Annotated in this window: 20 protein-coding genes; 8 read left to right on the top strand and 12 right to left on the bottom strand. The window is 72.0% G+C overall.

Features of this window, described 5'->3' with window-relative positions; translation table 11 throughout:
* Positions 1-14 precede the first annotated feature (14 nt).
* From J2X68_RS00785 to panB, 3 genes are all read right to left on the bottom strand, one after another.
* The gene (locus J2X68_RS00785) at positions 15-833 is read right to left on the bottom strand and encodes an ABC transporter permease (RefSeq protein WP_310430429.1); all 819 of its coding nucleotides are present in this window, start codon (positions 831-833) and stop codon (positions 15-17) included.
* Positions 830-1,855: an ATP-binding cassette domain-containing protein gene (locus J2X68_RS00780; protein ID WP_310430428.1), complete on the bottom strand. Its 1,026-nt coding sequence runs from the start codon at positions 1,853-1,855 to the stop codon at positions 830-832. The genes J2X68_RS00785 and J2X68_RS00780 overlap by 4 nt, the downstream gene beginning before the upstream one ends.
* Positions 1,856-1,997: 142 nt before the next feature.
* Positions 1,998-2,864, bottom strand: a complete 867-nt coding sequence (panB, locus tag J2X68_RS00775; protein ID WP_310430427.1) for a 3-methyl-2-oxobutanoate hydroxymethyltransferase — start codon at positions 2,862-2,864, stop codon at positions 1,998-2,000.
* Between the two features lie 181 nt (positions 2,865-3,045).
* Here panB and J2X68_RS00770 point away from each other — a divergent pair, with 181 nt between their 5' ends.
* The 4 genes from J2X68_RS00770 to J2X68_RS00755 all read left to right on the top strand — a co-directional run bounded on the left by J2X68_RS00770 (position 3,046) and on the right by J2X68_RS00755 (position 7,954).
* The gene (locus tag J2X68_RS00770) at positions 3,046-4,641 is read left to right on the top strand and encodes an MFS transporter (RefSeq protein WP_310430426.1); all 1,596 of its coding nucleotides are present in this window, start codon (positions 3,046-3,048) and stop codon (positions 4,639-4,641) included.
* A gap of 87 nt (positions 4,642-4,728) precedes the next feature.
* Positions 4,729-5,385, top strand: a complete 657-nt coding sequence (locus J2X68_RS00765; protein ID WP_399039197.1) for a TetR/AcrR family transcriptional regulator — start codon at positions 4,729-4,731, stop codon at positions 5,383-5,385.
* Between the two features lie 176 nt (positions 5,386-5,561).
* The gene (locus J2X68_RS00760) at positions 5,562-6,623 is read left to right on the top strand and encodes an endonuclease/exonuclease/phosphatase family protein (protein WP_310430425.1); all 1,062 of its coding nucleotides are present in this window, start codon (positions 5,562-5,564) and stop codon (positions 6,621-6,623) included.
* Between the two features lie 107 nt (positions 6,624-6,730).
* Complete coding sequence (locus J2X68_RS00755; protein ID WP_310430885.1) at positions 6,731-7,954, top strand: MFS transporter; 1,224 nt, start codon at positions 6,731-6,733, stop codon at positions 7,952-7,954.
* A gap of 56 nt (positions 7,955-8,010) precedes the next feature.
* Here J2X68_RS00755 and J2X68_RS00750 read toward each other — a convergent pair whose 3' ends face one another.
* The 6 genes from J2X68_RS00750 to J2X68_RS00725 form a co-directional block, all read right to left on the bottom strand.
* Positions 8,011-8,439: a MarR family transcriptional regulator gene (locus J2X68_RS00750; protein ID WP_310430424.1), complete on the bottom strand. Its 429-nt coding sequence runs from the start codon at positions 8,437-8,439 to the stop codon at positions 8,011-8,013.
* Entirely contained in the window at positions 8,439-8,855 is a 417-nt protein-coding gene (locus tag J2X68_RS00745) for an SRPBCC family protein (RefSeq protein ID WP_310430423.1), read from the bottom strand. The genes J2X68_RS00750 and J2X68_RS00745 overlap by 1 nt, the downstream gene beginning before the upstream one ends.
* Positions 8,856-9,389: 534 nt before the next feature.
* Positions 9,390-11,144 carry an NAD+ synthase gene (locus J2X68_RS00740; protein WP_310430422.1) on the bottom strand — a complete coding sequence of 585 codons (1,755 nt, stop codon included), beginning with the start codon at positions 11,142-11,144 and terminating at the stop codon, positions 9,390-9,392.
* 117 nt (positions 11,145-11,261) lie between these two features.
* Positions 11,262-13,202, bottom strand: coding sequence for a S53 family peptidase (locus tag J2X68_RS00735; RefSeq protein WP_310430421.1), 1,941 nt, complete (start codon positions 13,200-13,202; stop codon positions 11,262-11,264).
* A gap of 188 nt (positions 13,203-13,390) precedes the next feature.
* A complete protein-coding gene (locus J2X68_RS00730) occupies positions 13,391-14,005 on the bottom strand; it encodes a DUF305 domain-containing protein (RefSeq protein WP_310430420.1) in 615 nt (204 codons plus the stop codon).
* Positions 14,002-14,670 (bottom strand): DUF3105 domain-containing protein, encoded by a 669-nt coding sequence (locus J2X68_RS00725; protein WP_310430419.1) that lies wholly within the window; start codon positions 14,668-14,670, stop codon positions 14,002-14,004. Before J2X68_RS00725 ends, J2X68_RS00730 begins: the two co-directional genes overlap by 4 nt.
* 173 nt (positions 14,671-14,843) lie before the next feature.
* Between J2X68_RS00725 and J2X68_RS00720 the strand changes: the two genes are divergently transcribed.
* Both J2X68_RS00720 and J2X68_RS00715 read left to right on the top strand, forming a co-directional pair.
* On the top strand, positions 14,844-15,287 hold the full coding sequence (locus J2X68_RS00720; RefSeq protein ID WP_310430418.1) for an Rrf2 family transcriptional regulator: 444 nt from the start codon (positions 14,844-14,846) through the stop codon (positions 15,285-15,287).
* 154 nt (positions 15,288-15,441) lie between these two features.
* Entirely contained in the window at positions 15,442-15,708 is a 267-nt protein-coding gene (locus tag J2X68_RS00715) for a DUF6959 family protein (RefSeq protein WP_310430417.1), read from the top strand.
* A gap of 153 nt (positions 15,709-15,861) precedes the next feature.
* On the opposite strand, the gene J2X68_RS00710 is transcribed toward J2X68_RS00715, so the two are convergent.
* Entirely contained in the window at positions 15,862-17,070 is a 1,209-nt protein-coding gene (locus tag J2X68_RS00710) for a globin domain-containing protein (RefSeq protein ID WP_310430416.1), read from the bottom strand.
* Between the two features lie 333 nt (positions 17,071-17,403).
* Here J2X68_RS00710 and J2X68_RS00705 point away from each other — a divergent pair, with 333 nt between their 5' ends.
* Positions 17,404-18,765: a glutamine synthetase family protein gene (locus J2X68_RS00705; protein WP_142263893.1), complete on the top strand. Its 1,362-nt coding sequence runs from the start codon at positions 17,404-17,406 to the stop codon at positions 18,763-18,765.
* A 151-nt stretch (positions 18,766-18,916) separates the two neighbouring features.
* Here the strand turns inward: J2X68_RS00705 and J2X68_RS00700 are convergent, their stop codons facing one another.
* Positions 18,917-19,351, bottom strand: coding sequence for a VOC family protein (locus tag J2X68_RS00700; protein ID WP_310430415.1), 435 nt, complete (start codon positions 19,349-19,351; stop codon positions 18,917-18,919).
* Between the two features lie 252 nt (positions 19,352-19,603).
* On the opposite strand from J2X68_RS00700, the gene J2X68_RS00695 reads away from it, so the two are divergent.
* The gene (locus tag J2X68_RS00695; protein WP_310430414.1) at positions 19,604-22,600 is read left to right on the top strand and encodes a bifunctional [glutamine synthetase] adenylyltransferase/[glutamine synthetase]-adenylyl-L-tyrosine phosphorylase; all 2,997 of its coding nucleotides are present in this window, start codon (positions 19,604-19,606) and stop codon (positions 22,598-22,600) included.
* On the opposite strand, the gene J2X68_RS00690 is transcribed toward J2X68_RS00695, so the two are convergent.
* The gene (locus J2X68_RS00690; RefSeq protein ID WP_310430413.1) at positions 22,597-23,526 is read right to left on the bottom strand and encodes a DMT family transporter; all 930 of its coding nucleotides are present in this window, start codon (positions 23,524-23,526) and stop codon (positions 22,597-22,599) included. The two genes, J2X68_RS00695 and J2X68_RS00690, sit on opposite strands and share 4 nt — an antisense overlap.
* Positions 23,527-23,558 lie beyond the last annotated feature (32 nt).

Raw genomic sequence — 23,558 nt, 5'->3', positions numbered from 1 at the left:
GCGCGGCGCCCGGGTCAGGTCTTCGTGCGGAACTTGTGGATCGCGACCGGCGCCATCACCGCGGTGAGCCCTATCGACCAGGCCAGCGTCACCCACAGCCCGTGCGCGACCGGCCCGCCGACCATCAGTCCGCGCGCCGCGTCCGCGAGCGAGGACAGCGGGTTGTACTCGGTGAAGTTCTGCAGCCAGCCCGGCATCGACTGCGTGGGGGCGAAGATCGACGAGCCGAACTGCAGCGGCATCAGCACCAGGAAGCCCATCGCCTGCACGGACTGCGCGCTCTTCATCACCACGCCGAGGGTGAGGAACACCCACATCAGCGCCGAACCGAACACCGTGGCCAGCCCGACGGCGGCGAACAGACCGGGCCAGTGGGTGATGTCGAAGCCCACCAGCACCGCCACCACCATGAGGATCACGCACGCGACCAGCATGCGCATGAGCTCCACGACGATCTTGGCGAAGAGCACCGAACCCCGTCCGATGGGCAGCGACCGGAAGCGGTCCATGACCCCGGAGTTGAAGTCCGTGTTGAAGCCGGTGCCCACGCCCTGGGCCATGTTCATCCCCATCATGGCGAGCAGCCCGGGGATGACGTACTGCACGTACGCCTCCTGGCCGCCGCCCAGCGACTGCCCGATCGAGCCGCCGAAGACGTAGACGAACAGCAGGGTGAAGATCACCGGGAAGAGGACCGCGTCGAACATCGACTCCGGGTCCTGCCGGATCCACAGCAGGTTGCGGCGGATGAGCGCGCCGGTGTGCCGGAGGTGGCTGCGCACCGGGATGCGCGCGTCGGTCGTCGGGCTGATGTCGATCGTGGCCGCGCTCATACGGCGACCTCCTCGCGGGTCTCGGTGGGCCGGGCGTCCTGGGGCGCGCTCGCGCGGTGGCCGGTGAGGGACAGGAAGACCTCGTCCAGGCTGGGCAGTTCGGTGGTGAGGGAGGTGAGCGTGATGCCGCGCGCGCTGACCGCGCCGATCACGGCGGTCAGCTGCTCGTCGCTGAGCACCGGCACCAGGACGGAACCGCGCTCGGCGTCCACGACGGTGGTGGCGAGCCCGGTGATGCCGAGTTCGTCGAGCCAGCCCGCCAGCGGCCGCAGCTGGAGCGGATCGGCGGGCCGTACCCGCAGCGTCCGGCCGCCGACGCGGGCCTTCAGCTCCTCGATGCCGCCGCCGGCGATGACCTTGCCCCGGTCGACGACGGTCAGCTCGGAGGCGAGCTGCTCGGCCTCCTCCATGTACTGGGTGGTCAGCAGCACGGTGACCCCGTCCCCGACCATCGCCTTGACCTCGGTCCACACCTCGTTGCGGGTGCGCGGGTCGAGCCCGGTGGTCGGCTCGTCCAGGAACAGCACCTGCGGCCGGCCGATCATCGACGCGGCGAGGTCGAGGCGGCGCCGCATGCCGCCGGAGTACGTGCTCGCGGGCCGCTTGGCGGCGTCCGTCAGCGAGAACCGCTCCAGCAGCTCGTCGGCGCGGGCACGTGCGTCCTTGCGGGACAGGTCGAGCAGCCGTCCGATGAGGTACAGGTTCTCCCACCCGGGGAGCTTCTCGTCCACGGAGGCGTACTGCCCGGTGAGCCCGATCACCCGGCGCAGCTGCCGGGGCTGGTGGGCGACGTCGTAGCCGGCGACGGTCGCCCGCCCGCTGTCGGCGGCCAGCAGGGTGGACAGGATCCGCACGAGGGTCGTCTTCCCGGCGCCGTTCGGCCCGAGCACCCCCATCACGGTCCCGGCCCGTACGTCGAGGTCCACTCCGTCCAGCGCCTTGGTCTCGCCGTAGTGCTTGACCAACCCCCGAACGGTGACGGCGCTCTCCGCGCCGCCGGGGTTCTTGTCGATTCGCGTCATGACGGGAACTCTGCCGACCCCCACCGACAAACCACCGACAGGACGCCGACAGCGCCGACATCCTCCCGACAGCCACCGGGCGCACATGAGCGCAGCCCGCCGACGGGGGAAGATCGGCGGGCTGCGGTGGTGCGGAAATGGCTCAGTGGACGCTGTGCTCGTCCAGCGGGAACGTTCCGCCGACGACGTCCTCGGCGAAGGCCTTCGCCGCGTCGCCCATGACCTGACGCAGGTTCGCGTACTGCTTGACGAACTTCGGCACCCGCCCGCCGGTCAGCCCGAGCATGTCGGTCCACACCAGCACCTGGGCGTCCGTCTCCGGCCCGGCGCCGATGCCGACGGTCGGGATGTGCAGCACCCGGGTGACCTCGGCGGCCAGCTCGGCCGGAACCAGCTCCAGCACCACCGCGAACGCGCCGGCGTCCTGCACGGCCTTCGCGTCCCGAAGCAGCTGCTGGGCCGCCTCCTCGCCGCGCCCCTGCACGCGGTAACCCATCGCGTTCACGGACTGCGGGGTCAGGCCGATGTGCGCCATGACCGGGATGCCGGACTCGACGAGGAGCTCGATCTGGCGGTGCGAGCGCTCACCGCCCTCCAGCTTCACGGCCCCGACCCCGGCCTCCTTCACCAGCCGGGTCGCCGAGCGCAGCGCCTGCACCGGTCCCTCCTGGTAGGAGCCGAAGGGCAGGTCGCCGACGATCAGCGCACGGCTGGTGCCCCGTACGACGGCCGCCGACAGCACGGTCATCTCGTCGAGGGTGACGGGCACCGTCGTCTCGTACCCGAGGTGGCAGTTGCCCGCCGAGTCGCCCACCAGCATCACGGGGATCCCGGCCTCGTCGAAGACGGAGGCGGTCATGGCGTCGTAGGCCGTGAGCATGGGCCACTTCTCGCCCCGCTCCTTGGCGAGGGCGATGTCGCGGACGGTGATACGGCGTGTGCCCTTGCCTCCGTACAGCGCCTTGCTGCCGTCGGGGGCATTCGTGGGGGCAGCCGAAAGCTGCGTCATTGCAACGGCTCCTTATGTCATCTCGAGGCGCCCTCACGGCGTCCCCGGACCACCACCCATGGTGGCACTTCGTGCCAGGGAGGGCCAGAGCACCCCCTGTGGGTAAAGCCTCAGTAAGAAAAACGGTAAGAGGAATCGATACGAGACGGTCTCGTATCGGAAGTGCCCTACGCTCGACGGCATGACTACTCCTGCCGTCCCCACCGCTCCGCGCATACCGGAGGCGGTGCACCGGCGTCGTTGGGCGATCCTCGGTGTCCTGATGCTGAGCCTGCTGATCGTGGTGCTCGACAACTCGATCCTGAACGTCGCGATCAAGACGATCTCGACGCCCGCCCCGACCGGCCTCGGCGCCACCCAGAGCGAGCTGGAGTGGGCGATCAACTCCTACACGCTCGTCTTCGCGGGGCTGCTGTTCACCGCCGGTCTCCTCGGTGACCGGCTCGGCCGCAAGAAGGTCCTGCTCGGCGGACTCGCCGTCTTCGGGATCGGCTCCGCGCTCGCCGCGGAGTCCGGCTCGCCCGCCCAGCTCATCGCCTTCCGTGCGCTGATGGCCGTCGGCGCGGCCTTCGTCATGCCCGCGACCCTCGCCGTCCTGATGAACGTCTTCGAACGCGAGGAGCAGCCCAAGGCGATCGGCATCTGGGCGGGCGGTGTCGGACTCGCCATCGCCATCGGCCCCATCACCGGCGGTCTGCTCCTCGACCACTTCTGGTGGGGTTCGGTCTTCCTCATCAACGTGCCGATCGTGCTGATCGCGTTCGTTCTGATGCTGTGGCTGGTGCCGGAGTCGCGCGACCCGAACCCGGGCCGTGTCGACCTCGTCGGCGTCGTCCTGTCGGTCGTCGGCCTTGTCCTGCTCGTCTACGGCATCATCAAGGGCGGCGAGCTGGCCGACTTCACCGACCCGACCGTGCTGGCGACCATAGCGGCAGGTCTGCTCGTCCTCGTCGCGTTCGTGGTGTTCGAGAAGCGCAGCGACCATCCGTCCGTCGACATGGACTACTTCAAGAACAAGGTGTTCTCGGCCGCGATGGCCGTCATCACGCTGGTCTTCTTCGCGCTGATGGGCGTCACCTTCTTCTCCGTCTTCTACACCCAGAGCGTGCGCGGCTACTCGCCGCTGCAGTCCGGCCTGCTGCTGCTCCCGCTGGCCGCCGCCCAGCTGATCTTCGCGCCGCGCGCCCGGCTGGTCGTCGACCGCTTCGGGGTCCGGGCCACGACCACCGCGGCGATGATCGTGCTGGCGGCGACCCTGGTCGCCTTCGCGACGCTGGACGCCGACACCCCGATCTGGCTCCTGGAGATCGTCTTCTTCTGCATGGGCGCCGGCATGGCGCACGTCATGACCCCCACCAGCGTGGTCATCATGCAGGCGCTGCCCCGCGAGAAGGCCGGTTCGGCCTCCGCGCTCAGCAACACCTTCCGCCAGCTCGGCGGCGCGCTCGGCATCGCCGTGCTCGGCTCGGTGCTGTCGGCGTCGTACCGCAGCGGCATCGAGGGGCACCTCGGCACCCTGCCGGCGGCGCTGCGCGACACCGCGGGCGAATCCATCGAGGCGACGCTCGGCATCGCCGCGAAGCTCGGCGACCAGGGCAGGGTGCTGGTCACCCCCGCCAACGACGCCTTCCTGCACGCCATGCACGTCACCGCCCTGTGCGGGGCCGGGGTCGCGGCGGTGGGCGCGGTCGTGGTGGCCGTGTTCCTGCCGGGCAGGCCGAAGCCCACGCCGAAGGGCGCGGCGGAGGAGGGGGAGTTGGCGCGGACGAAGCCGTAGGGGGAGGCGGCCGGGGCGGCCGGGAACTGCCGCCCCGCCCGCCCCTTGGGCGAGAATTCCCCCCACCGCGACGAAAGGATCGAACACGTGAGCCTCGCCGACAGGGGGACCACCGTCACGGGGGCCGACGTGAGCGGGGAGCAGCCCGCCCGGGGGCGCCCCCGCAGCGAGGCCGTCGAACGGGCCATCCTCGAGGGCACGATGAAGCTGCTGGAGGACGGCGTCTCGCTCGCCGAGATCTCCATCGAGCGCATCGCCCGGACCGCGGGCGTCGGCAAGGCGGCCATCTACCGCCGGTGGAGCGGCAAGGAGGAGCTCTTCGTCGACGTGCTGCGCGCCGCCGAACCGCAGGACCCCGAGCTCCCCGGCACCTCCATGCGCGACGACCTGGTCGTGCTCCTCGAGGCGCTGCGCCGCAGGGGCCTCGCCAACCGTTCCTCGGCGATCCTGCACAACGTCCACGCCCAGATGAAGAGCAGCCCGAAGATCTGGGCGGCGTACCACAACACGGCGATAGAACCCCGGCGCAGGATGGCCGTCGAGGTCCTGCGCCGGGGTCAGGAGAACGGCGAACTGCGCGCCGATCTGGATGTGGAACTGGTGAACGACATCTTCGTGGGCCCCATGCTCGTCCGCGCGATCATGCGCCCTGACGCCGACCTCCCGGAGGAACTCCCCGCGCGCATCGTCGACACGCTGCTCGCCGGGCTACGCCCCGTCAGTTCCGCGCCCCGGCAGCCCTAATGTGCGCGTTTCGTCACAGACCGGGCCCCATGGCCCGGGGACGGAACCCGAAAGACCGCGTCGGTCGTCCTCGTGCCCGTACGGCCGTCACGGGACGGCGAGATCGAAGCCGATCATCCCCTAGGGTCGTACCCGGGGGAACGGACGGTGTGCAAGGCAGGCAGTGAGGCGACGGTATGGCGCAGCAGGCGTACATGACGGAGACGGACGACAACGGAGGCTCGGGTCCCGAGCCTCGGGGAATTCGGCTCCGGCGCCTGATCGGCACCCTGCTCGGCCGGATCCGCGCGGGCTGGCGCGGCGATCCGCGCGTCTGGCGGCGGGGTCTGGTCCTGACCGGCTTCGCGCTGCTGTTCTCCCTGGTGATGGGGCTGCACTCACGCATCCCCAACCGCTACGGCAACCTCGGCAGCCTCACGGAGACGTTCCTGCCCTGGATCGGCCTGTTCGTGCTGGTGCTGCTGGTGCTGGCACTGGTGCGCAAGTCGGCGACCGCGCTGATCGCCGTCGTCCTGCCGGCCGTGGTCTGGCTGAACCTCTTCGGCGGACTCCTCGTCGACCGGACCGGCAGCGGCGGGGACCTCACCGTCGCCACCCACAACGTCAACGCCGACAACCCGGACCCGTCCGGCACCGCCCGTGACGTGGCCGCGTCCGAGGCGGACGTGCTGGCCCTGGAGGAGCTGACCGCCACGGCGGTGCCGGTGTACGAGAAGGCGCTGGCGGCGACGTACAAGTACCACTCGGTGCAGGGCACGGTCGGTCTGTGGAGCAGGTACCCGCTGAGCGCGGTGAAGCCCGTCGACATCAAGCTGGGCTGGACGCGCGCGATGCGGGCGACGGTCGCGACGCCGGAGGGGGAGGTCGCCGTCTACGTGGCCCACCTCCCGTCCGTGCGGGTGAAACTCCAGGCCGGGTTCACCGCCCGCCAGCGCGACAAGAGCGCGGACGCGCTGGGCGAGGCGATCGCCGACGAGAAGCTGACCCGGGTGGTCCTGCTCGGCGACCTCAACGGCACCATGAACGACCGCTCGCTGAACGCCGTGACCTCCCAGATGCGCTCCACGCAGGGCGCGGCGGGCAGCGGTTTCGGCTTCAGCTGGCCCGCGTCGTTCCCGATGGCGCGGATCGACCAGATCATGGTGAAGGGCGTCGAGCCGGTCACCTCCTGGACGCTGCCGCAGACGGGCAGCGACCATCTGCCGGTGGCCGCGCGGGTGAAGGTCACCACACCCTGACCAGGGCGTCGCTCGCCGGAATAGCGGGCCGGGGAGACTTTGTTCCGTACTTGAACATACGACCCGTATGCTGAACGGAACCCCTCTCCCTGAAAGGCGTGTCCCTCATGCCCCTGGCCCTGCTCGCCCTGGCCGTGGGTGCCTTCGGAATCGGCACCACGGAGTTCGTGATGATGGGCCTGCTGCCCGATGTCGCGGACGACCTGCATGTCGCGATCCCGACGGCCGGACACCTGGTCTCGGCCTACGCGCTCGGCGTGGTCATCGGCGCGCCGCTGCTGGCCGCGGTCACGGCCCGGATGTCCCGCCGGACCGTCCTGATCTCCCTGATGGGCCTGTTCGTCGTGGGCAACGCCCTGTCGGCGTTCGCCCCCGGGTACGACTCGCTGCTGGCCGCCCGCTTCCTCAGCGGTCTCCCGCACGGCGCCTTCTTCGGCGTCGGCGCGGTGGTGGCCACCAACCTGGTCGCCCCGGAGCGCAAGGCCCGCTCGGTGTCGCTGATGTTCCTCGGCCTGACCGTCGCCAACATCGCGGGCGTCCCCGTCGCCACCCTCATGGGACAGCAGCTCGGCTGGCGCGCGACCTTCCTCGGTGTCAGCGTGATCGGCCTGGCGGCGATCGCCTCGCTGGCCCTGCTGATCCCGCGCGACCACGCGCAGGCGCCCGCCGTGGGGCTGCGCCGCGAGCTGGCGGCCCTGCGGTCGCTGCCGGTGTGGCTGGCCCTCGGCACGACGGTGGCCGGCTTCGGCGCCCTGTTCTCCGCCTACAGCTACATCACCCCGATGCTGACGGACTCCGCCGGCTACGGCGACTCCAGCGTGACGCTGCTGCTCGCCCTGTTCGGCGTCGGCGCGACGATCGGCAACCTGCTGGGCGGGCGTCTCGCCGACCACGCGATGCGCCCCACCCTGTTCGGCGGCCTGACCTCCCTGGTGGTCGTCCTGGCCTTCTTCCCGCTGCTGATGACGACGGCGTGGGGCGGTGCGCTCGCCGTGGTCCTGCTGGGCGTGGCGGCGTTCGTGACGGGCTCGCCGCTCAACCTGATGGTGATGGAGAAGGCGGCCGCGGGCCCGTCGCTGGCCTCCTCCGCCAACCAGGCCGCCTTCAACATGGCCAACGCGGGCGGCGCCTGGCTCGGCGGCCTGGCCCTCACGGCCGGCCTCGGTGTGACCTCGCCCGCGCTGGCGGGAGCGGCACTGGCCGCCCTGGGCCTGGCCGTGGCGGGCGCCGCGGCCGCGGTCGACGCGCGCCGCGCCCCGCGGACGGCCGGCCGCGAGCGCGTCGTCGCGACGCATGTGCCGCGGACGGCCGAGGCGGGCGTGCGCCACTGACGCCCTCCGGCGGGCGGGGCCGCTCCCGGTGACCCGGGACGCCGGGGGACGGCGTCTCAGGGTTCCGGGTGGGCCAGACGGCCGAGCAGGGCCGTCGCGTCGGCGACGGACACCGGCCGGAAGAACCGCGCGTCGGCCTGCTCGACCGCGGCGATGGCGCGCGGCGCCAGGTCGGCGCCCGCCTCGGTGACGCGCAGCCGTTTGGCGCGGGTGTCGGCCGGGTCCACCTCGCGCTCGACGAGCCCCTTGTGCTCCAGCGTGCGCAGCACCTGGGACGTCATCTTGACGTCGGTGCCGGCCTGGCGGGCCAGCGTCAGCTGGTTGGGGTGCTCACCCTGCGCGTTGAACCACCAGGTGCAGGCCAGCAGCACGAACTGCACATGGGTGAGGTCCAGAGGGGCCAGGGCCGCGGCGATGTCGCGCTGCCAGCGCAGCGTGGCGTGCCACAGCAGGAATCCGGGGCTCTCGCCGGGGCTCAGCGGCATCAGCGCAGAGCCAGCCCGGCCAGCGCGGCCATCGTCTCGGGCCAGTCCGCGGTGATGCCCGGGCCGATCTGCGGGCCCATCTCGTCCGCGCCGGTGCCGGTGATCTCCATCCGGTACACCACCCGGGTCCGGCTCCGGTCGAGGCGGTCGATCCGGTGGCTGGTGCGCAGCAGCAGGTCCCCGAAGCGGGCCTCGTCGACGAACCGCTCGCCTTCGACGGCCTCGGCGACGCGCAGCACGATCGGGTCGTCCCCGGGCGGCGTCATGGTGATCTGCGCGCCCTCCGCGAACGGGCCGTCGATCTCGATCTTCTCGATCTCCGCGTTCCAGGTGCCCCAGGTCGGCACGTCGGCCCACAGAGCCCAGATCGCCTCGGGCGTGGCGCCGGTCTCGATGCTGTGCTCGTACTCCCACATGCGGGCCTCCTCGACCAGATGATGTGTCCATAGATTATCTGCGCGCAGAGTAAATGTCGAGAGCGCGGCGCAGGCCGTGTCGGTCCGCAGCCCCGCGGAGGGCGTACGGGTGTCGGCGGGGCGTTCTGCGGAAGTCGGCGGAGCGGCCGGTTCGGGTGTCGGCGGGCCGCCGATCGGGGCGGTGACGGCCGTATGCGGTGCTGGGACCCGGTGGTGGGGGGTGTCCGGTGGGGGGCGTCCGTCTGCCGGCCGTGCCGGAGGTCGCGGAGGACCGTTCCGCTGCGGGATGCCGGCCCCGATGCTCACCCCGCCGTCGCGGCGCCCGCCGCCGAGGGCCGCGGGCAGCGCTTCGAGGAGCGAGTCGGCCCCGGCGACGGGCCCGCGCCCGATGGGACCGCCCGAAGACTCCGGACGATCCCGGACCCGGCCGCACCGCGGCCGCCGTTCCGCACGATCACCTCAGGGGCGCCGCGCCACGCCGGAGGTGCCGCGCACCCCGGTCGCGACCGGCCTCGGCGCCCCGGAGGGCGGCCGTCACACCGATTCGCGCCAGCCGTTCGTGATCGGCAGACGGCGGTCCTTGCCGAAGCCCTTCGCCGAGATCTTCGTGCCCGGCGGGTACTGGCGCCGCTTGTACTCGGCGGTGTCCACCATGCGGAGGGTCTTGACGACCAGCTCACGGTCGTAGCCCGCCGCGACGATCGCGTCCGCGCCCTGGTCCCGGTCGACGTACAGCTCGAGGATCGCGTCCAGCACGGGGTAGTCCGGGAGCGAGTCGGTGTCGACCTGCCCGGGGCGCAGCTCCGCGCTCGGCGGCTTGGTGATCGAGTTCTCGGGGATCGGCGGCGTCTGGCCCCGCTCCGCCGCGGCGCGGTTGCGCCACTCCGCGAGCCGGAAGATCCACGTCTTGTAGACGTCCTTGATGGGGCCGTACGCCCCGACCGAGTCGCCGTACAGGGTCGAATAGCCGACCGCCAGCTCCGACTTGTTGCCGGGGGCGAGGACGATGTGGCCCTCCTGGTTGGAGACGGCCATCAGCAGGGTGCCGCGCAGCCGCGACTGGAGGTTCTCCTCCGCCAGACCCGTCAGGCCGAGCGAGCCCATGTACGCGTCGAACATCGGCTCGATCGGGACCGTGCGGAAGTTCAGACCCGTCCGGCGCGCCAGCTCCGCCGCGTCGCCCTTCGAGTGCTCGGAGGAGTACTTCGACGGCATGGACACGCCGTACACGTTCTCCGCTCCGACCGCGTCGCACGCGATCGCCGCGACGAGCGCCGAGTCGATGCCGCCCGACAGCCCGATGAGCACCGACCGGAAGCCGTTCTTCGCGACGTACGCGCGCAGGCCCACGACCAGCGCCGAGTAGACCTCCTCGGCGTCGTCCAGCCGCTCCGCGTACCCGCCGCTCAGCTCGGGCTCGTACGCCGGGACCGGGTCCTGCGACACCACGACGCGGTCGATGCGCAGCCCGTCGTCCACGACGCCCGTCGGCGCGTCGGCCGAGGCCGCGGGCAGTTCGAGGTCCAGGACCACGCAGCCCTCGGAGAACTGCGGCGCCCGTGCCACGACCTCGCCGTCGCGGTCGACGACGATCGAGTCGCCGTCGAAGACCAGCTCGTCCTGCCCGCCGGTCATCGCGAGGTAGGCGGTGGTGCAGCCGGCCTCCTGGGCCCGCTTGCGGACCAGCTCCAGACGGGTGTCGTCCTTGTCGCGCTCGTAGGGGGAGGCGTTGATGGAGAGCAGCAGACCGGCCTCGGCGGAGCGTGCCGCGGGGACCCGGCCGCCGTCCTGCCAGAGGTCCTCGCAGATCGCGAGGGCCACGTCGATCCCGCGCACCCGCAGCACCGGCATGGTGTCGCCCGGCACGAAGTAGCGGAACTCGTCGAAGACGCCGTAGTTGGGCAGGTGGTGCTTGGCGAAGGTCAGGACCACCTCACCGCCGTGCAGCACCGCCGCCGCGTTGCGCGGCGAGCCGGGCGGCCGGCCGAACTTCGGCCGGTCGCTCTCGGACCGGTCGAGGTAGCCGACGACCACCGGCAGTTCGCCGAAGCCCTCGTCGGCGAGACGGACGGCGAGTTCGCGCAGGGCGGTGCGGGAGGCCTCGACGAAGGAGGAGCGCAGGGCGAGGTCCTCGACGGGATACCCGGTCAGCGCCATCTCCGGGAACGCGACGAGATGCGCTCCCTGCTCGGCGGAGTGCCGGGTCCAGCGGAGGATCGTTTCGGTGTTGCCGACGAGGTCGCCGACGCGCGAGTCGATCTGGTTCAGAGCGAGACGAAGTTGAGGCACGCGCATCAGTGTAATCGTCAATGCGACGCGATGGGGGGCGCGGGGTGTCGGATACCCCACGCCCCCTCGGGTGCGACCCGTCCGCGACGGTGTGCGGCGCGGCGGTGTGCGACCGACTCAGCGCCGGCGGTACGACTCCACGTAACCCTTCGCGGGCGTGCCCACGCCGGTGACGTCGTCGTAGCCCTTCACGGCGGACAGCGAGCTGTCCTTGCCGAGGCTGCGCACGGAGGTCAGCAGCCCGTCCGCCGCGTCGTAGCCGTTGGCGAAGTCGACGCGCGCGACCGCGAGCCCGGACCCGGTCGGGTTGTCCGTGACGTCGTGGTAGACCCGCGAGCCGTACCGGGAGTAGATCGACGGGTTGGCGAAGCCGATCGCCCTGCCGCCGCGCGCCTCCTGGCCCAGGGCCTGCACGGCCGCGATGACCGGCGCGGCCAGCGAGGTGCCGCCGATGCGGTACTCGCTGTACTGCTCGGTCCCGTCCGGGAAGGTCTGGGTCTGGCCGACCCGGAAGCCCGTGTTCGGGTCGGCGATCGCCGAGATGTCCGGGACGACGCGGTTGCCGGCGGCGCTGTTGGCCGTCGCGAGCGCCTTCGGGACGACGCCCTTCTGGTAGTACGGCTCGGCGACGGTCCTGCTGGTGCCGCCGCCCGCGCCCGAGGTGAACGCGCCCGGGAAGTCCGTCCAGCTCTTGCCGTCGGCCGACAGCGAGGCCTTGTCGGTGCCCCAGCCCGTCTCCCACAGGTACGTGTCGTTCCTGCCGACCGCCAGCGACGTGCCGCCGACCGCCGTCACCCACGCGGAGTCGGCCGGGGTGTCGACCTGCTTCGTGCCGGTGTCGGCGACCTCGTCGCCGTTGTCGCCGGACGAGAAGTAGAAACCGATTCCCTCGACCGCGCCGAACTGGAAGACCTGGTCGTAGGCGGCCGCGAGGTCCGGCGTCTGGTTGGCCTCGATGTCGCCCCACGAGTTGGAGACGATGTCGGCCAGATGGTTGTCGACGATCTTGCTGAGCGAGTCGAGCAGATCGTCGTCGTAGCAGGACGCGGCGCCCACGTACGTGACGTCCGCGGCCGGCGCGACCGCGTGCACGGCCTCGACGTCGAGGGTCTCCTCGCCGTACCAGCCGGCCGCCCCGCACTCCTCGGTCCGGGTGTAGCCCGAGGGCAGGACCTGGGTCAGCTGCCCGGTCTTCCAGCGCGCGTCGCCGTGCGCCTTCGCGTAGGTGGCCGCGTCGTAGGCGATCGTCGGCGAGGCGTACGCGTCGGTGATGGCGATGCGCACCCCCTTGCCGGTGTAGCCGCCCGCGCCGTACGCGGCCCGCAGCTGCTTGCCGGTGTACCCCTGCACGGCGTACGGGATCTTCTTGCCGTAGGCCGAGGGAAGGGTGCTCGCGGTGGTGGAGCCGTAGTACGAGGAGAACGGCCCGGAGTTCTTGAACACCGCGTCCGGCGGCGGGAGCTGGTCCTTGGACGCGGCCTTGTGCGGTGCGTTGTCCAGGCCGGTGACGGTCAGGACGGCGCCGTCCAGGCTCGCGGGAGCCGAGGCCGACTTCGACGGCGCGCGGTAGGTCCTGCCCCCCTTGCTGTAGTTGTGCAGCTGGGTGCCGAACGCCTTCTCGACGGCGGCGACTTCGCCGCTGACCGACACGTAGTGCCGGGTCGTGCCGGTGACCTTCAGACCGGCCGCCGTCAGCCACGACCTGACCGCCGCCACCTGGACCCCGGTCGCGCCGAAGCGGGCCTGGGACTGCTGGGCGGAGAGGTACGTGCCGTAGGCGGGCGAGGCGGGGTCGGACACGGCCTTCGCGTACGCGGCGAGGCCGGCGGCGTCACGTCCCGCCAGGTAGACGCGGGCGGAGACCTGGGCGCTGTCCGAGGTCGAGCCCTTGTCCGCCTTGGCCGTGGCCCACGCGGGCCTGGTCCCGGCCAGTGTGTCGCGGGCCGGGCCGTCCGCGGCGTGCGCGGCGGGTATGCCGAGCGCGAGCGCACCGGCGATCATGGGCAGTGTCGCCGCCATGCTCGCTCCGGCGCGCAGCGCGGCGCGGTTGGATCTCATAGGACCCCCTGTATGTGGTTCGACGCGAGTGGATCACTCGGCGTGTCGGCCACTCTGGCGATGAACCGTTCATGCCAGGGGAATGCGCATACCAAGAAGCGTCCAAGTGACCGCTTGCTGACCGGATTTGACGGATACGTCCGTGAAATCGAGGGAAAACCCTAGGGGTTGGCGCGGGGGAGGGCCGACTACGGCTTGGCCCCTCGGGCTTCGAGCATGTCCGTCATCAGGGCGATCTCCGACTGCTGCGCCTCGACCATGCCCTGCGCGAGCCGCTTCTCCACCCCGACCGCGCACTTGTCCACACAGCCCTCGGCCATGTGGATACCGCCCTGGTGGTGCGCGGTCATCAGTTGCAGGAAGAACACCTCGGCCGCCTTGCCGTTCAGCGTCCCGAGCTTCTTCAGCTCGGTGTTGGTCGCCATGCCCGGCATCAGCGCGCCGTCCTCGCCGTCGGCCATGTCGGCCATGCCCATCCAGCTCATCGGCGCCTTCGACGACACCTTCGGCAGTCCCCACAGATCGAGCCAGCCCAGCAGCATGCCGCGCTGGTTCGCCTGCGTCTGCGCGATGTCGTAGGCGAGCCGCCGCACGTCCTCGTCGGCCGTCCGGTCCCGCACGATGTACGACATCTCGACGGCCTGCTGGTGGTGCACCGCCATGTCCCGGGCGAACCCGGCGTCGGCGGAGCCGGCGGCGGGCGCCGCGGTGTCCGCCGCGCCGTCCCCGGCGACGGAGTAGGTGACGGCCCCGGCGGCGACGAGCACTCCGGCCACGGCCACCGCCACTCCGGCGTACCTCACTGCGGCAGACCACCCGTACAGGCGGCGCCCGGCTCGGGAGTCTGCTCGCCCTGCACGAACTTCTCGAAGAACGCGTCCACGTTCGCGTCGCCGGCGCTCGTCACCGTGCGCTGGTGACCCCACGCGGTGAGCATGATCGGGTCGGCCTGGGCGTCGTCCGGGCTCATGAACGTGTAGGGCGTCTTCTTGACCTTGGCGGCGAGGGCGTCGACGTCGGCCTTGCTCGCCTTGCTGGTGTACGTCACCCAGACCGCGCCGTGCTCCAGCGAGTGCACGGCGTTCATGTTGTCGAGGGCCTTGGTGTAGACGTCGCCGTTGCAGTTCATCCAGACCTGGTGGTGATCCCCGCCGACGGGCGGCTCGGTCGGGTACTTCACGGTCTTGGTGACGTGGGTGCGCCCGAGTGTGCCCTTCCACGTCCTGACCCCGTCCGAACCGGTGACGAAGCGGCCCGAGGCCGCCTTGCCGTCGGCGGCGGTGTCCTTGTCGTCCCCGGACTGCGACTTCACGACGAACACGCCACCGGCGACCAGCGCGACCACGGCGACGACACTGCCGCCGATCACCAGCAGCCGGTTGCGCCGCTCCCGGCCCTGTTCGGCCCGCCGCATCTCCTCTATGCGCGCCTTGCGCGCCGCGCTGCCGGTCTTTTCGGCGGAACCCATGAGGCCTGTCCTTCTGGGGAAAGGGGCGGGACGGTCGGGGTGCTCGGGGTGTGCGAGTCCGCTGATCGTAATGGGGAGACGGGGAAAGTCGTAGACCGGTCACGGCCAAGAGAGGAAGGCGGCCGGCGGGAGGTAATTTGAACGGGAGATACGCATTATCTACGCTTCCTCTCATGAGGCTGCTGCGATCCACCGACCTGGCACTGCGCGTCCTCATGCGACTCGCGGTGGCGGGCGACACCCCGGAGGCCACCCCGACGACCCGTGACGTGGCGGCCGCCATGGAGGTTCCCTACACCCACGCGGCCAAGGTCGTGGCGGAGCTGCAGCACATGGGGCTGCTGGAGGCCCGTCGCGGCAGGGGCGGCGGCCTGGCCCTCACCGACCGGGGCCGCGCCGCCTCCGTCGGGACGGTGGTCCGCGCCTTCGAGGGGGACGGCGACGTCGTCGACTGCGAGGGCGCCACTCCCTGCCCCCTGGCCTCGGCCTGCCGACTGCGCGGCGCCCTGCGCCGGGCCCAGGAGGCGTTCTTCGCGTCCCTGGACCCGATCACGGTCGCGGACATCGTGGCGGAACCGACGGGACCGCTGCTGCTGGGGATCTCGGGACCGGCCTGACCCCACCGGCGTCGCCGTGGCGGGGGATCCCTGCTCCGACCCGCCGACGCGAGCCACCGATTCCGGGTCCCGTCCGCCCCGCCCGTCCCGTCCTTCACGCTTTCCCCCGGCAATGCGGTTGTCGCCGCGTCGCCGGGCCGGATTGGATGGCCCGATGGAACGCATCGAAGCAGAGCTGTTCACCGACGGTGGCAACAACGCCGTAGTCCGCCTGCCCGGCCGACGTTTCCCCGGGGTGCTGGTGCAGGGCGACTCCCTGCACATCCTCCGCACCGACATGGCCGAGCTGGTGGAGGCGTGCGACCGCGGTGACCTGGGCGACGCCCGCGACACCGCCGGGCTCCTCCTGACCGGCCTCGACGCCCTGTTGGAGCGCTACGCCGCCGCGCTGGCCGCGCACGAGATACCGCGGCCGTACTGAGCCGGCCCGCCCGTGCCGTGCCCCGGCCGCGGTCCGGCCGCGCCCCCGCGTCCTCAGTCCGGTCGTCACGCGGAGCCCGTCGCGCGCCTGGGGCTGAGCCGGACCGGGCGGAGCGGGGGGCGAGGGGCCGGCTGAGGGGCGGGCGGGGGCGGCTCAGGCTCGGGCCAGCCACAGGTCCGGGCCGAACACCTCGTAGTGCACGTCCGCCGGGGCGACCCCCTTCTCGATCAGCTGCGCCCGCACCGCCCGCATGAACGGCAGCGGACCGCACAGGTACGCGCGCGTGCCCGGCGGGACGGGGACGTCCGTGAGGTCGGCCAGCCCGGTCCGGGCGTGCGCCGGGGCCTCCCGCTCGTACCAGAGGTGTACGGAGGCGTCCGGCAGCTTCGCCGCGTAGGCCTCGTGGTCGACGCGCAGGGCGTGGTCCGCGGGGGAGCGGTCGGCGTGGACGACCGTGACCGGCGCGTCGTGGCCGGCGGCGGCGAGGTGGGCCAGCATCGCCACGATCGGGGTGACGCCGATTCCGGCCGAGGCGAGGAGCAGCGGGGTCCCCGCGGCGTCGTCGAGGACCAGGTCGCCGTACGGCTCGGAGAGCTCCAGCACGCTGCCCTCCCGCACGCGCGCGTGGAGGTGGTTCGATACCTCGCCCTGCGGTGTCGTCGCCCCGCCGGGCACCCGCTTGACGCTGATCCGGCGCACGGCGGCCCCCGGTGCGCCGGAGAGGCTGTACTGCCGTATCTGGCGTGCTCCGTCGGGCAGTTGCGCGCGGACGGACACGTACTGGCCCGCGCGGAAGTCCCGCACCGGCGCGCCGTCGACCGGGCGCAGACCGAAGGTGACGACGTCCTCGGTCTCCCGGACGCGTTCCACGACCTCCCACGCGCGCCACGCGTCGCCCCCGCTCTCCTCGCAGAGGCGGCGCTCGATCGCGATCAGCGCGTTCGCCATCAGCCAGTAGACCTCGTCCCAGGCGGCGGCGACCTCGGGGGTGACCGCCTCGCCCAGGACGTCGGCGATGGCGGCGAAGAGGTGCTCGTGGACGACCTCGTACTGCTCGGGCGCGATGCCGAGGGACGCGTGCTTGTGGGCGATACGGGTGAGCATCGCGTCCGGACGGTCCTGCGGACGGTCCTGCGGAGGGTTGCCGGTCCGGACGAGTCGCGTGGCGAAGGCGGCTATGGACCCCGCCAGCGCCTGGCGCTGGGTGCCCGCCGCCTGGTTGCCGCGGTTGAACAGGTCCCGCAGGAGCTCGGGATGCGCCGCGAAGAGGCCGGCGTAGAAGCGCTCGGTGATCTCGCCGATGGCCGCTCCCACGGCGGGGAGGGTGGCGCGGACGGTGGCGGCGGACTGTTCGGACAGCATCGGGGCTCCTCGGGGCTCACTCGGTGTTCTGCTGTCCGGCACGCTAGTTAAACTTGCATCTGAGATGCAAATTAAATGGCCGCGGGGGTACTGAGGGGGGTGGGGCATTACGGATGACGGTGCGAGCAGGCAAGATGGGCAGCAGAGCAGCACGCCCGCCGTGCGTGCGGCAGTACATCTGCCGGACGGGAGGCGTTCAGACCCGGGTCGCCGAGGCGATCATGGTCGGCAACGCGCATGAAATGGTGTTGTGGTGTGATGCTCGGGTGCCCGACCGCCTCTCCGTGGGACGGGAGACAGGCGGCCTGACCAGCAAGGATGGGGAAGCGGAAGATGGACAAGCAGCAGGAGTTCGTGCTCCGGACGTTGGAGGAGCGCGACATCCGGTTCGTACGGCTGTGGTTCACGGACGTGCTGGGCTTCCTCAAGTCCGTCGCCGTGGCCCCGGCCGAGCTCGAACAGGCCTTCGACGAGGGCATCGGCTTCGACGGCTCCGCGATCGAGGGCTTCGCCCGGGTCTACGAGTCCGACATGATCGCCAAGCCGGATCCGTCCACCTTCCAGGTGCTGCCCTGGCGCGCGGAGGCCCCCGGTACCGCCCGCATGTTCTGCGACATCCTGATGCCGGACGGCTCACCGTCCTTCGCGGACCCGCGGTACGTGCTGAAGCGCGCCCTGGCACGCGCCTCCGACCTGGGTTTCACCTTCTACACGCACCCCGAGATCGAGTTCTTCCTGCTGAAGAACAAGCCGACCGACGGCTCGCGCCCCACCCCGGCCGACAACTCCGGCTACTTCGACCACACCCCGCAGAACGTGGGCATGGACTTCCGCCGCCAGGCGATCACCATGCTCGAGTCGATGGGCATCTCGGTCGAGTTCTCCCACCACGAGGGCGCCCCCGGCCAGCAGGAGATCGACCTGCGCTACGCCGACGCGCTCTCCACGGCCGACAACATCATGACGTTCCGCCTGGTCATGAAGCAGGTCGCGCTGGAGCAGGGGGTCCAGGCGACCTTCATGCCGAAGCCGTTCTCCGAGCACCCCGGCAGCGGCATGCACACGCACCTCTCCCTCTTCGAGGGCGACCGCAACGCGTTCTACGAGTCGGGGGCGGAGTACCAGCTCTCCAAGGTCGGCCGGTCCTTCATCGCCGGTCTGCTGAAGCACGCCGCCGAGATCGCCGCCGTCACCAACCAGTGGGTCAACTCCTACAAGCGCATCTGGGGCGGCTCCGAGCGCACGGCCGGCGCGGGCGGCGAGGCGCCGTCGTACATCTGCTGGGGCCACAACAACCGCTCCGCGCTCGTCCGCGTGCCGATGTACAAGCCCGGCAAGACGGGCTCCGCGCGCATCGAGGTCCGCTCCCTCGACTCCGGCACCAACCCGTACCTGGCCTACGCCATGCTCCTCGCCGCCGGACTCAAGGGCGTCGAGGAGGGCTACGAGCTTCCGCCGGGCGCCGAGGACGACGTCTGGGCCCTGTCCGACGCCGAGCGCCGCGCGATGGGCATCGAGCCCCTCCCGCAGAACCTCGGCGAGGCCCTGAGCCTGATGGAGCGCAGCGACCTCGTCGCCGAGACCCTCGGCGAGCACGTCTTCGACTTCTTCCTGCGCAACAAGAAGGCGGAGTGGGAGGAGTACCGCTCCGAGGTCACCGCCTTCGAACTGCGGAAGAACCTGCCGGTGCTGTAGGCGCGGCCGGGGGCGGGTGTCCCGCCACGACGACACGAGGGGCCGACGGTCGTGGACCGCCGGCCCCGGCGCGTGCTGCGGGTTGCGGGCCGCACCGGCCTGCCGGCTCCCGGCACCGGCCCCCCGGACTGCCCCCGCCTCGCCGGGAGCCTTACCGGGCCGTCAGGTTCGCCAGGACCTGGTGCAGGGGTTCCGTCTCCCTGCGGCGGTACTCCTGGATCGCCCAGCCGTTGCCGTCGGGGTCCTTGAAGTACATGAAGGTCGCTCCGTCCTGCGGGGCGAACTGCTGGGGTTCGGTGACGTCCAGGCCGCGGGCGGTCAGTTCCTCGTACGCGGCCTTCGCGTCCGTCACGCAGAGCTGCATGCCGTGGTAGGTGCCCGGCTGCGGGGTGCCCGTCGGTACCTGGAGGCCGTCGACCAGGGCGATCGAACAGCCGGAGCCGGGCGGGGTGAGCTGGACGATGCGCACGCCCTCCATGACCTCGCCGTCGAGATCGACGTGGAAGCCGACCTTGTCGCGGTAGAACTCCTTGGCCCGGTCCACGTCGGACACCGGCAGCAGGATCACCTCTAGGGTCATGTCCATGGCTTGACTCCCTTGTCGCGGCCGTCGCTCTGTGCGGAACCGAAGGCTTACGGAACCGCGGTCCTGCGGATCCGCGGTCCGACCGATCCGGAAGCCCGCAGAACCCAGATGTCCGCAGGACCCGAGGCTCCGCAGAACCCGGGGCCCCGCGGAACCCGAAGTACCACAGAACCGGAAACCGGGCCGGGGCGCCACCGAAAAGCGCGGGTTACGCTCAGGTGCGTACGACCTTGATCCGAGGGAGGGCCGGGGATGATGGCGCCGGGGCGCAGGAGCAGCACCTTCACACGGCTGCTGCGGCACGGCTTCACCGACCCGTCCGCCGCCGAGCGGCTCCTGGACGGGCCCGAGCTGTCGCCGGTGCGCAACGACCCCTTTCTGCTGGAGGCCCTCGGCGCCACCGCCGACCCCGACCTCGCCCTGCACGGTCTCGTCCGGCTGCTGGAGGCCCAGCCCGGGCCCACCGCCCGACGGGAGCTGCTCGACACGCTGATAGCGGCCAAACCGCTGCGCGACCGACTGCTGGGCGTGCTGGGGGCGTCCGCCGCCCTCGCCGACCACCTCGCCCGGCATCCGCGGGACTGGGAGGCGCTCGTCACGTACGAGCCGCGGGATCTGCATCCCGGGGTGGAGGAGTTCGAGCGGGGCCTGGCCGAGGCGACGGATCCGGTGTCGCTGCGCGTCGCCTACCGGCGCTGCCTGCTCTCCATCGCGGCGCGTGACGTGTGCGGGACGACGGATCTCGCCGAGACCGCCGCCGAGCTCGCCGATCTCGCCACCGCCACGCTGCGGGCCGCCCTGGGCCTCGCCCGGGCCGCCGCGCCCGACGACGCCGCGTTGTGCCGGCTCGCCGTCATCGCGATGGGCAAGTGCGGCGGACACGAGCTGAACTACGTGTCCGACGTCGACGTGATCTTCGTGGGGGAGGCCGCCGACGGGGCCGACGAGGGCAAGGCGCTGCGGGCCGCCGCCAAACTGGCCGCGCACCTGATGCGGATCTGCTCCGAGACCACCGTCGAGGGGTCCATCTGGCCCGTCGACGCCAACCTGCGGCCCGAGGGGCGCAACGGGCCGCTGGTGCGGACGCTGTCCAGTCATCTGGCCTACTACCAGCGCTGGGCCAAGACATGGGAGTTCCAGGCCCTGCTGAAGGCGCGCCCGGTGGCCGGTGACCTGGCGCTCGGGGCCGAGTACGTCGCCGCGGTCGAGCCCCTGGTGTGGCAGGCCGCCGAGCGGGAGAACTTCGTCGTCGACGTGCAGAAGATGCGGCGGCGGGTCGTCGAGAACATCCCGGTCGCCGAGGTCGACCGGGAACTGAAGCTCGGTCCCGGGGGGCTGCGGGACGTCGAGTTCGCCGTGCAGCTGCTGCAGCTGGTGCACGGACGGGCCGACGCGTCGTTGCGGAGCGGCACCACGCTCGACGCGCTCCACGCGCTCGCCGCGGGCGGGTACGTCGGACGGGCCGACGCCGAGCAACTGGACGTCGCGTACCGGTTCCTGCGGTCCATGGAGCACCGGATCCAGCTCTACCGGCTGCGGCGCACGCATCTGGTCCCCGAGGACGAGACCGACCTGCGGCGGCTGGGCCGCTCCCTCGGACTGCGCACCGACCCGGTCGCCGAACTCGGCCAGGAGTGGCGGCGGCACGCCGCCGTGGTGCGTCGGCTGCACGAGAAGCTGTTCTACCGGCCGCTGCTCGACGCCGTCGCCCAACTCGCCCCCGGCGAGACCCGGTTGAGCCCGAAGGCGGCCCGGGAGCGGCTGGTCGCGCTCGGGTACGCCGACCCCGCGTCGGCGCTGCGTCACCTGGAGGCGCTGGCCTCCGGCGTCACCCGCAAGGCGGCCATCCAGCGCACCCTGCTGCCGGTCCTGCTCGGCTGGTTCGCGGACTCCGCCGATCCGGACGCGGGCCTGCTCAACTTCCGCAAGGTGTCGGACGCGCTCGGCAAGACGCCCTGGTATCTGCGGTTGCTGCGGGACGAGGGCGCCGCCGCGGAGAACCTCGCCCGGGTGTTGTCCGCCGGACGGCTCGCCCCCGATCTGCTGATGCGGGCGCCGGAGGCGGTGGCGCTGCTCGGCGACGGGGACGGCGGGGGCCTCGCGCCGCGCGGGCGGGCGCATCTGGAGCAGGAGATACTCGCCGCGGTGCGACGGGCCGACGGGGTGGTGCAGGCGGTCACCGCGGCGCGCGGTGTGCGGCGGCGCGAGCTGTTCCGCACGTCCGCCGCCGACATCGTCGCCTCCTACGGCACGGAGGCGCAGCCGGTCGAGGCGGACCAAGGCGCCCTGGTGGACCTGGTGGGCGGGGCCGTGTCGGACATCACGGCCGCCACGCTGGCCGGCACGCTGCGCGCGGTCGTGCGGGAAGGCTGGGGGGACACGCTTCCGACGTCCTTCACCGTCATCGGCATGGGCCGCTTCGGCGGTCATGAACTGGGCTACGGTTCCGACGCCGACGTCCTGTTCGTGCACGAGCCCCGGGACGGCGTCGACGAGCGCGAGGCCGCGGAGGCCGCGAACAAGGTCGTCTCCGAGATGCGCCGGCTGCTCCAGATCTCCAGTGCCGATCCGCCGCTGCTCATCGACGCCGACCTCCGTCCGGAGGGCAAGTCCGGTCCGCTCGTGCGGACGTTGAAGTCGTACGAGGCCTATTACCGCCGCTGGTCGCTGGGTTGGGAGTCGCAGGCGCTGCTGCGTGCCGAAGTCGTCGCGGGCGACGAGGAGTTGGGGCGGCGGTTCATCGAGCTGATCGACCCCCTGCGCTATCCGGCGGACGGGCTCGGCGAGGAGGCCGTGCGGGAGATCCGGCGGCTCAAGGCCCGTATGGAGTCGGAGCGGTTGCCCCGGGGCGCCGATCCGAAGCTGCACACCAAGCTCGGGCCGGGCGGCCTGTCCGACGTCGAGTGGACCGTGCAGCTGGCCCAGATGCGGCACGGTTCGACGCATCCGGGCCTGCGGACCACCCGCACCCGGGAGGCCCTCGCCGCCGCGCGCGACGCAGGGCTCATCCCGGGCGAGGACGCGACGACGCTGGACGAGGCGTGGGTGCTGGCGACCCGGGTGCGCAACGCCGTGATGCTGGTGCGCGGCCGGGCCGGGGACACCTTCCCCTCCGACCCCCGTGAACTGGTCGCCGTGGGGCGGTACCTGGGGTACGGGCCCGGACGGGTGGGGGACATGCTCGACGACTACCGGCGGACCGCGCGCCTGGCCCGGGGCGTCGTGGACGAGCTGTTCTACGGCGGCTAGGACCGCTGGACGAGGGGCCGAGCCGCACCGTCGCGCCGCGCGTCCACCGGTCCGCTCGCGCGGGACGCCGTGTTCCGCCGGGTCAACCCCACGCCGACCAGCACCACCGCCATGCCCGCGAGCACGCGGGCGCCCGTCTGCTCGCCCAGGACCGCCGCGCCGAGCGCCACCGACACGACCGGGAGCAGGTAGCCGACCGTCGCCGCCGCGGTGGGGCCCTCGTCGGCGATCAGGCGGTAGTTGAGGTAGAAGGTCAGGCCCGTCCCGAGGACGCCCAGCGCGGCGACGGCGAGCAGGGCGGTGGCGTCCGCGCGGAAGGGGCCGGCCGCGGGCAGGGCCAGGGTGCTCCATCCCGTGGCCGCGAGGAGCTGGGCCGCCGACATGGCCATGGGCGACTCCGAGGCCGTCAGGTGCCGGGCCATGTAGGCGAAGGCCACCGCGTAGCTCGCCGCGGCGCCCAGCAGGTACAGGGCGGGCAGGCTGAGCAGGCCCTCGTGGCGCCAGGGGGCGAAGATCAGGACGGTGCCGGCGAACCCCAGGACCAGGCCGGCCACGCGCACGGGGTGCAGGGCCCGTTCCATGCCCAGGCCGACGCCGATGAGGAGCGACCACAGGGGGGTGGTGGCGTTGAGGACGCCCGCGATGCCCGAGTCGAGGTGCTGCTCGCCCAGGGCGAAGAGGGCGAAGGGCAGCGCGTTGCAGAACAGGGCGGCCACGGCGAGGTGACCCCAGGTGGTCCGGGACCGGGGGAGGCGCCCGCCCGCCCGGCGGGCCAGGAGCAGCAGGACGGCCGTGCCCAGGGCGCACCGGGCGATGGTGATCTGGGCGGGCGTCAGGCCGTGGGTCAGGGCCAGCTTGATCCAGAGGAAGCCGGAGCCCCAGAAGAGGGCGAGCGCGGCCATGCGGAGCGTCGAGGCGAGGGGCATGTCCCTACGGTCGCCGAACCCGACCTGTGAGG

Source organism: Streptomyces sp. 3330, from assembly GCF_031456635.1.
Classification (GTDB): domain Bacteria; phylum Actinomycetota; class Actinomycetes; order Streptomycetales; family Streptomycetaceae; genus Streptomyces.
Note: the sequence above shows the minus strand (reverse complement) of the source record. Positions and strands in the feature narration are given on the sequence as shown.

Excerpts from the sequence above, each read along its gene's own strand:
- J2X68_RS00760 (WP_310430425.1), top strand. The coding sequence starts at position 5,562 with ATGGCGCAGCAGGCGTACATGACGGAGACGGACGACAACGGAGGCTCG.
- J2X68_RS00725 (WP_310430419.1), bottom strand. The coding sequence starts at position 14,670 with ATGGGTTCCGCCGAAAAGACCGGCAGCGCGGCGCGCAAGGCGCGCATA.
- J2X68_RS00705 (WP_142263893.1), top strand. The coding sequence starts at position 17,404 with ATGGACAAGCAGCAGGAGTTCGTGCTCCGGACGTTGGAGGAGCGCGAC.
- J2X68_RS00710 (WP_310430416.1), bottom strand. The coding sequence starts at position 17,070 with ATGCTGTCCGAACAGTCCGCCGCCACCGTCCGCGCCACCCTCCCCGCC.
- J2X68_RS00745 (WP_310430423.1), bottom strand. The coding sequence starts at position 8,855 with ATGTGGGAGTACGAGCACAGCATCGAGACCGGCGCCACGCCCGAGGCG.
- J2X68_RS00750 (WP_310430424.1), bottom strand. The coding sequence starts at position 8,439 with ATGCCGCTGAGCCCCGGCGAGAGCCCCGGATTCCTGCTGTGGCACGCC.
- J2X68_RS00715 (WP_310430417.1), top strand. The coding sequence starts at position 15,442 with ATGGAACGCATCGAAGCAGAGCTGTTCACCGACGGTGGCAACAACGCC.
- J2X68_RS00770 (WP_310430426.1), top strand. The coding sequence starts at position 3,046 with ATGACTACTCCTGCCGTCCCCACCGCTCCGCGCATACCGGAGGCGGTG.
- J2X68_RS00720 (WP_310430418.1), top strand. The coding sequence starts at position 14,844 with ATGAGGCTGCTGCGATCCACCGACCTGGCACTGCGCGTCCTCATGCGA.
- J2X68_RS00780 (WP_310430428.1), bottom strand. The coding sequence starts at position 1,855 with ATGACGCGAATCGACAAGAACCCCGGCGGCGCGGAGAGCGCCGTCACC.
- panB (WP_310430427.1), bottom strand. The coding sequence starts at position 2,864 with ATGACGCAGCTTTCGGCTGCCCCCACGAATGCCCCCGACGGCAGCAAG.
- J2X68_RS00785 (WP_310430429.1), bottom strand. The coding sequence starts at position 833 with ATGAGCGCGGCCACGATCGACATCAGCCCGACGACCGACGCGCGCATC.
- J2X68_RS00695 (WP_310430414.1), top strand. The coding sequence starts at position 19,604 with ATGATGGCGCCGGGGCGCAGGAGCAGCACCTTCACACGGCTGCTGCGG.
- J2X68_RS00755 (WP_310430885.1), top strand. The coding sequence starts at position 6,731 with ATGCCCCTGGCCCTGCTCGCCCTGGCCGTGGGTGCCTTCGGAATCGGC.
- J2X68_RS00690 (WP_310430413.1), bottom strand. The coding sequence starts at position 23,526 with ATGCCCCTCGCCTCGACGCTCCGCATGGCCGCGCTCGCCCTCTTCTGG.
- J2X68_RS00700 (WP_310430415.1), bottom strand. The coding sequence starts at position 19,351 with ATGGACATGACCCTAGAGGTGATCCTGCTGCCGGTGTCCGACGTGGAC.
- J2X68_RS00735 (WP_310430421.1), bottom strand. The coding sequence starts at position 13,202 with ATGAGATCCAACCGCGCCGCGCTGCGCGCCGGAGCGAGCATGGCGGCG.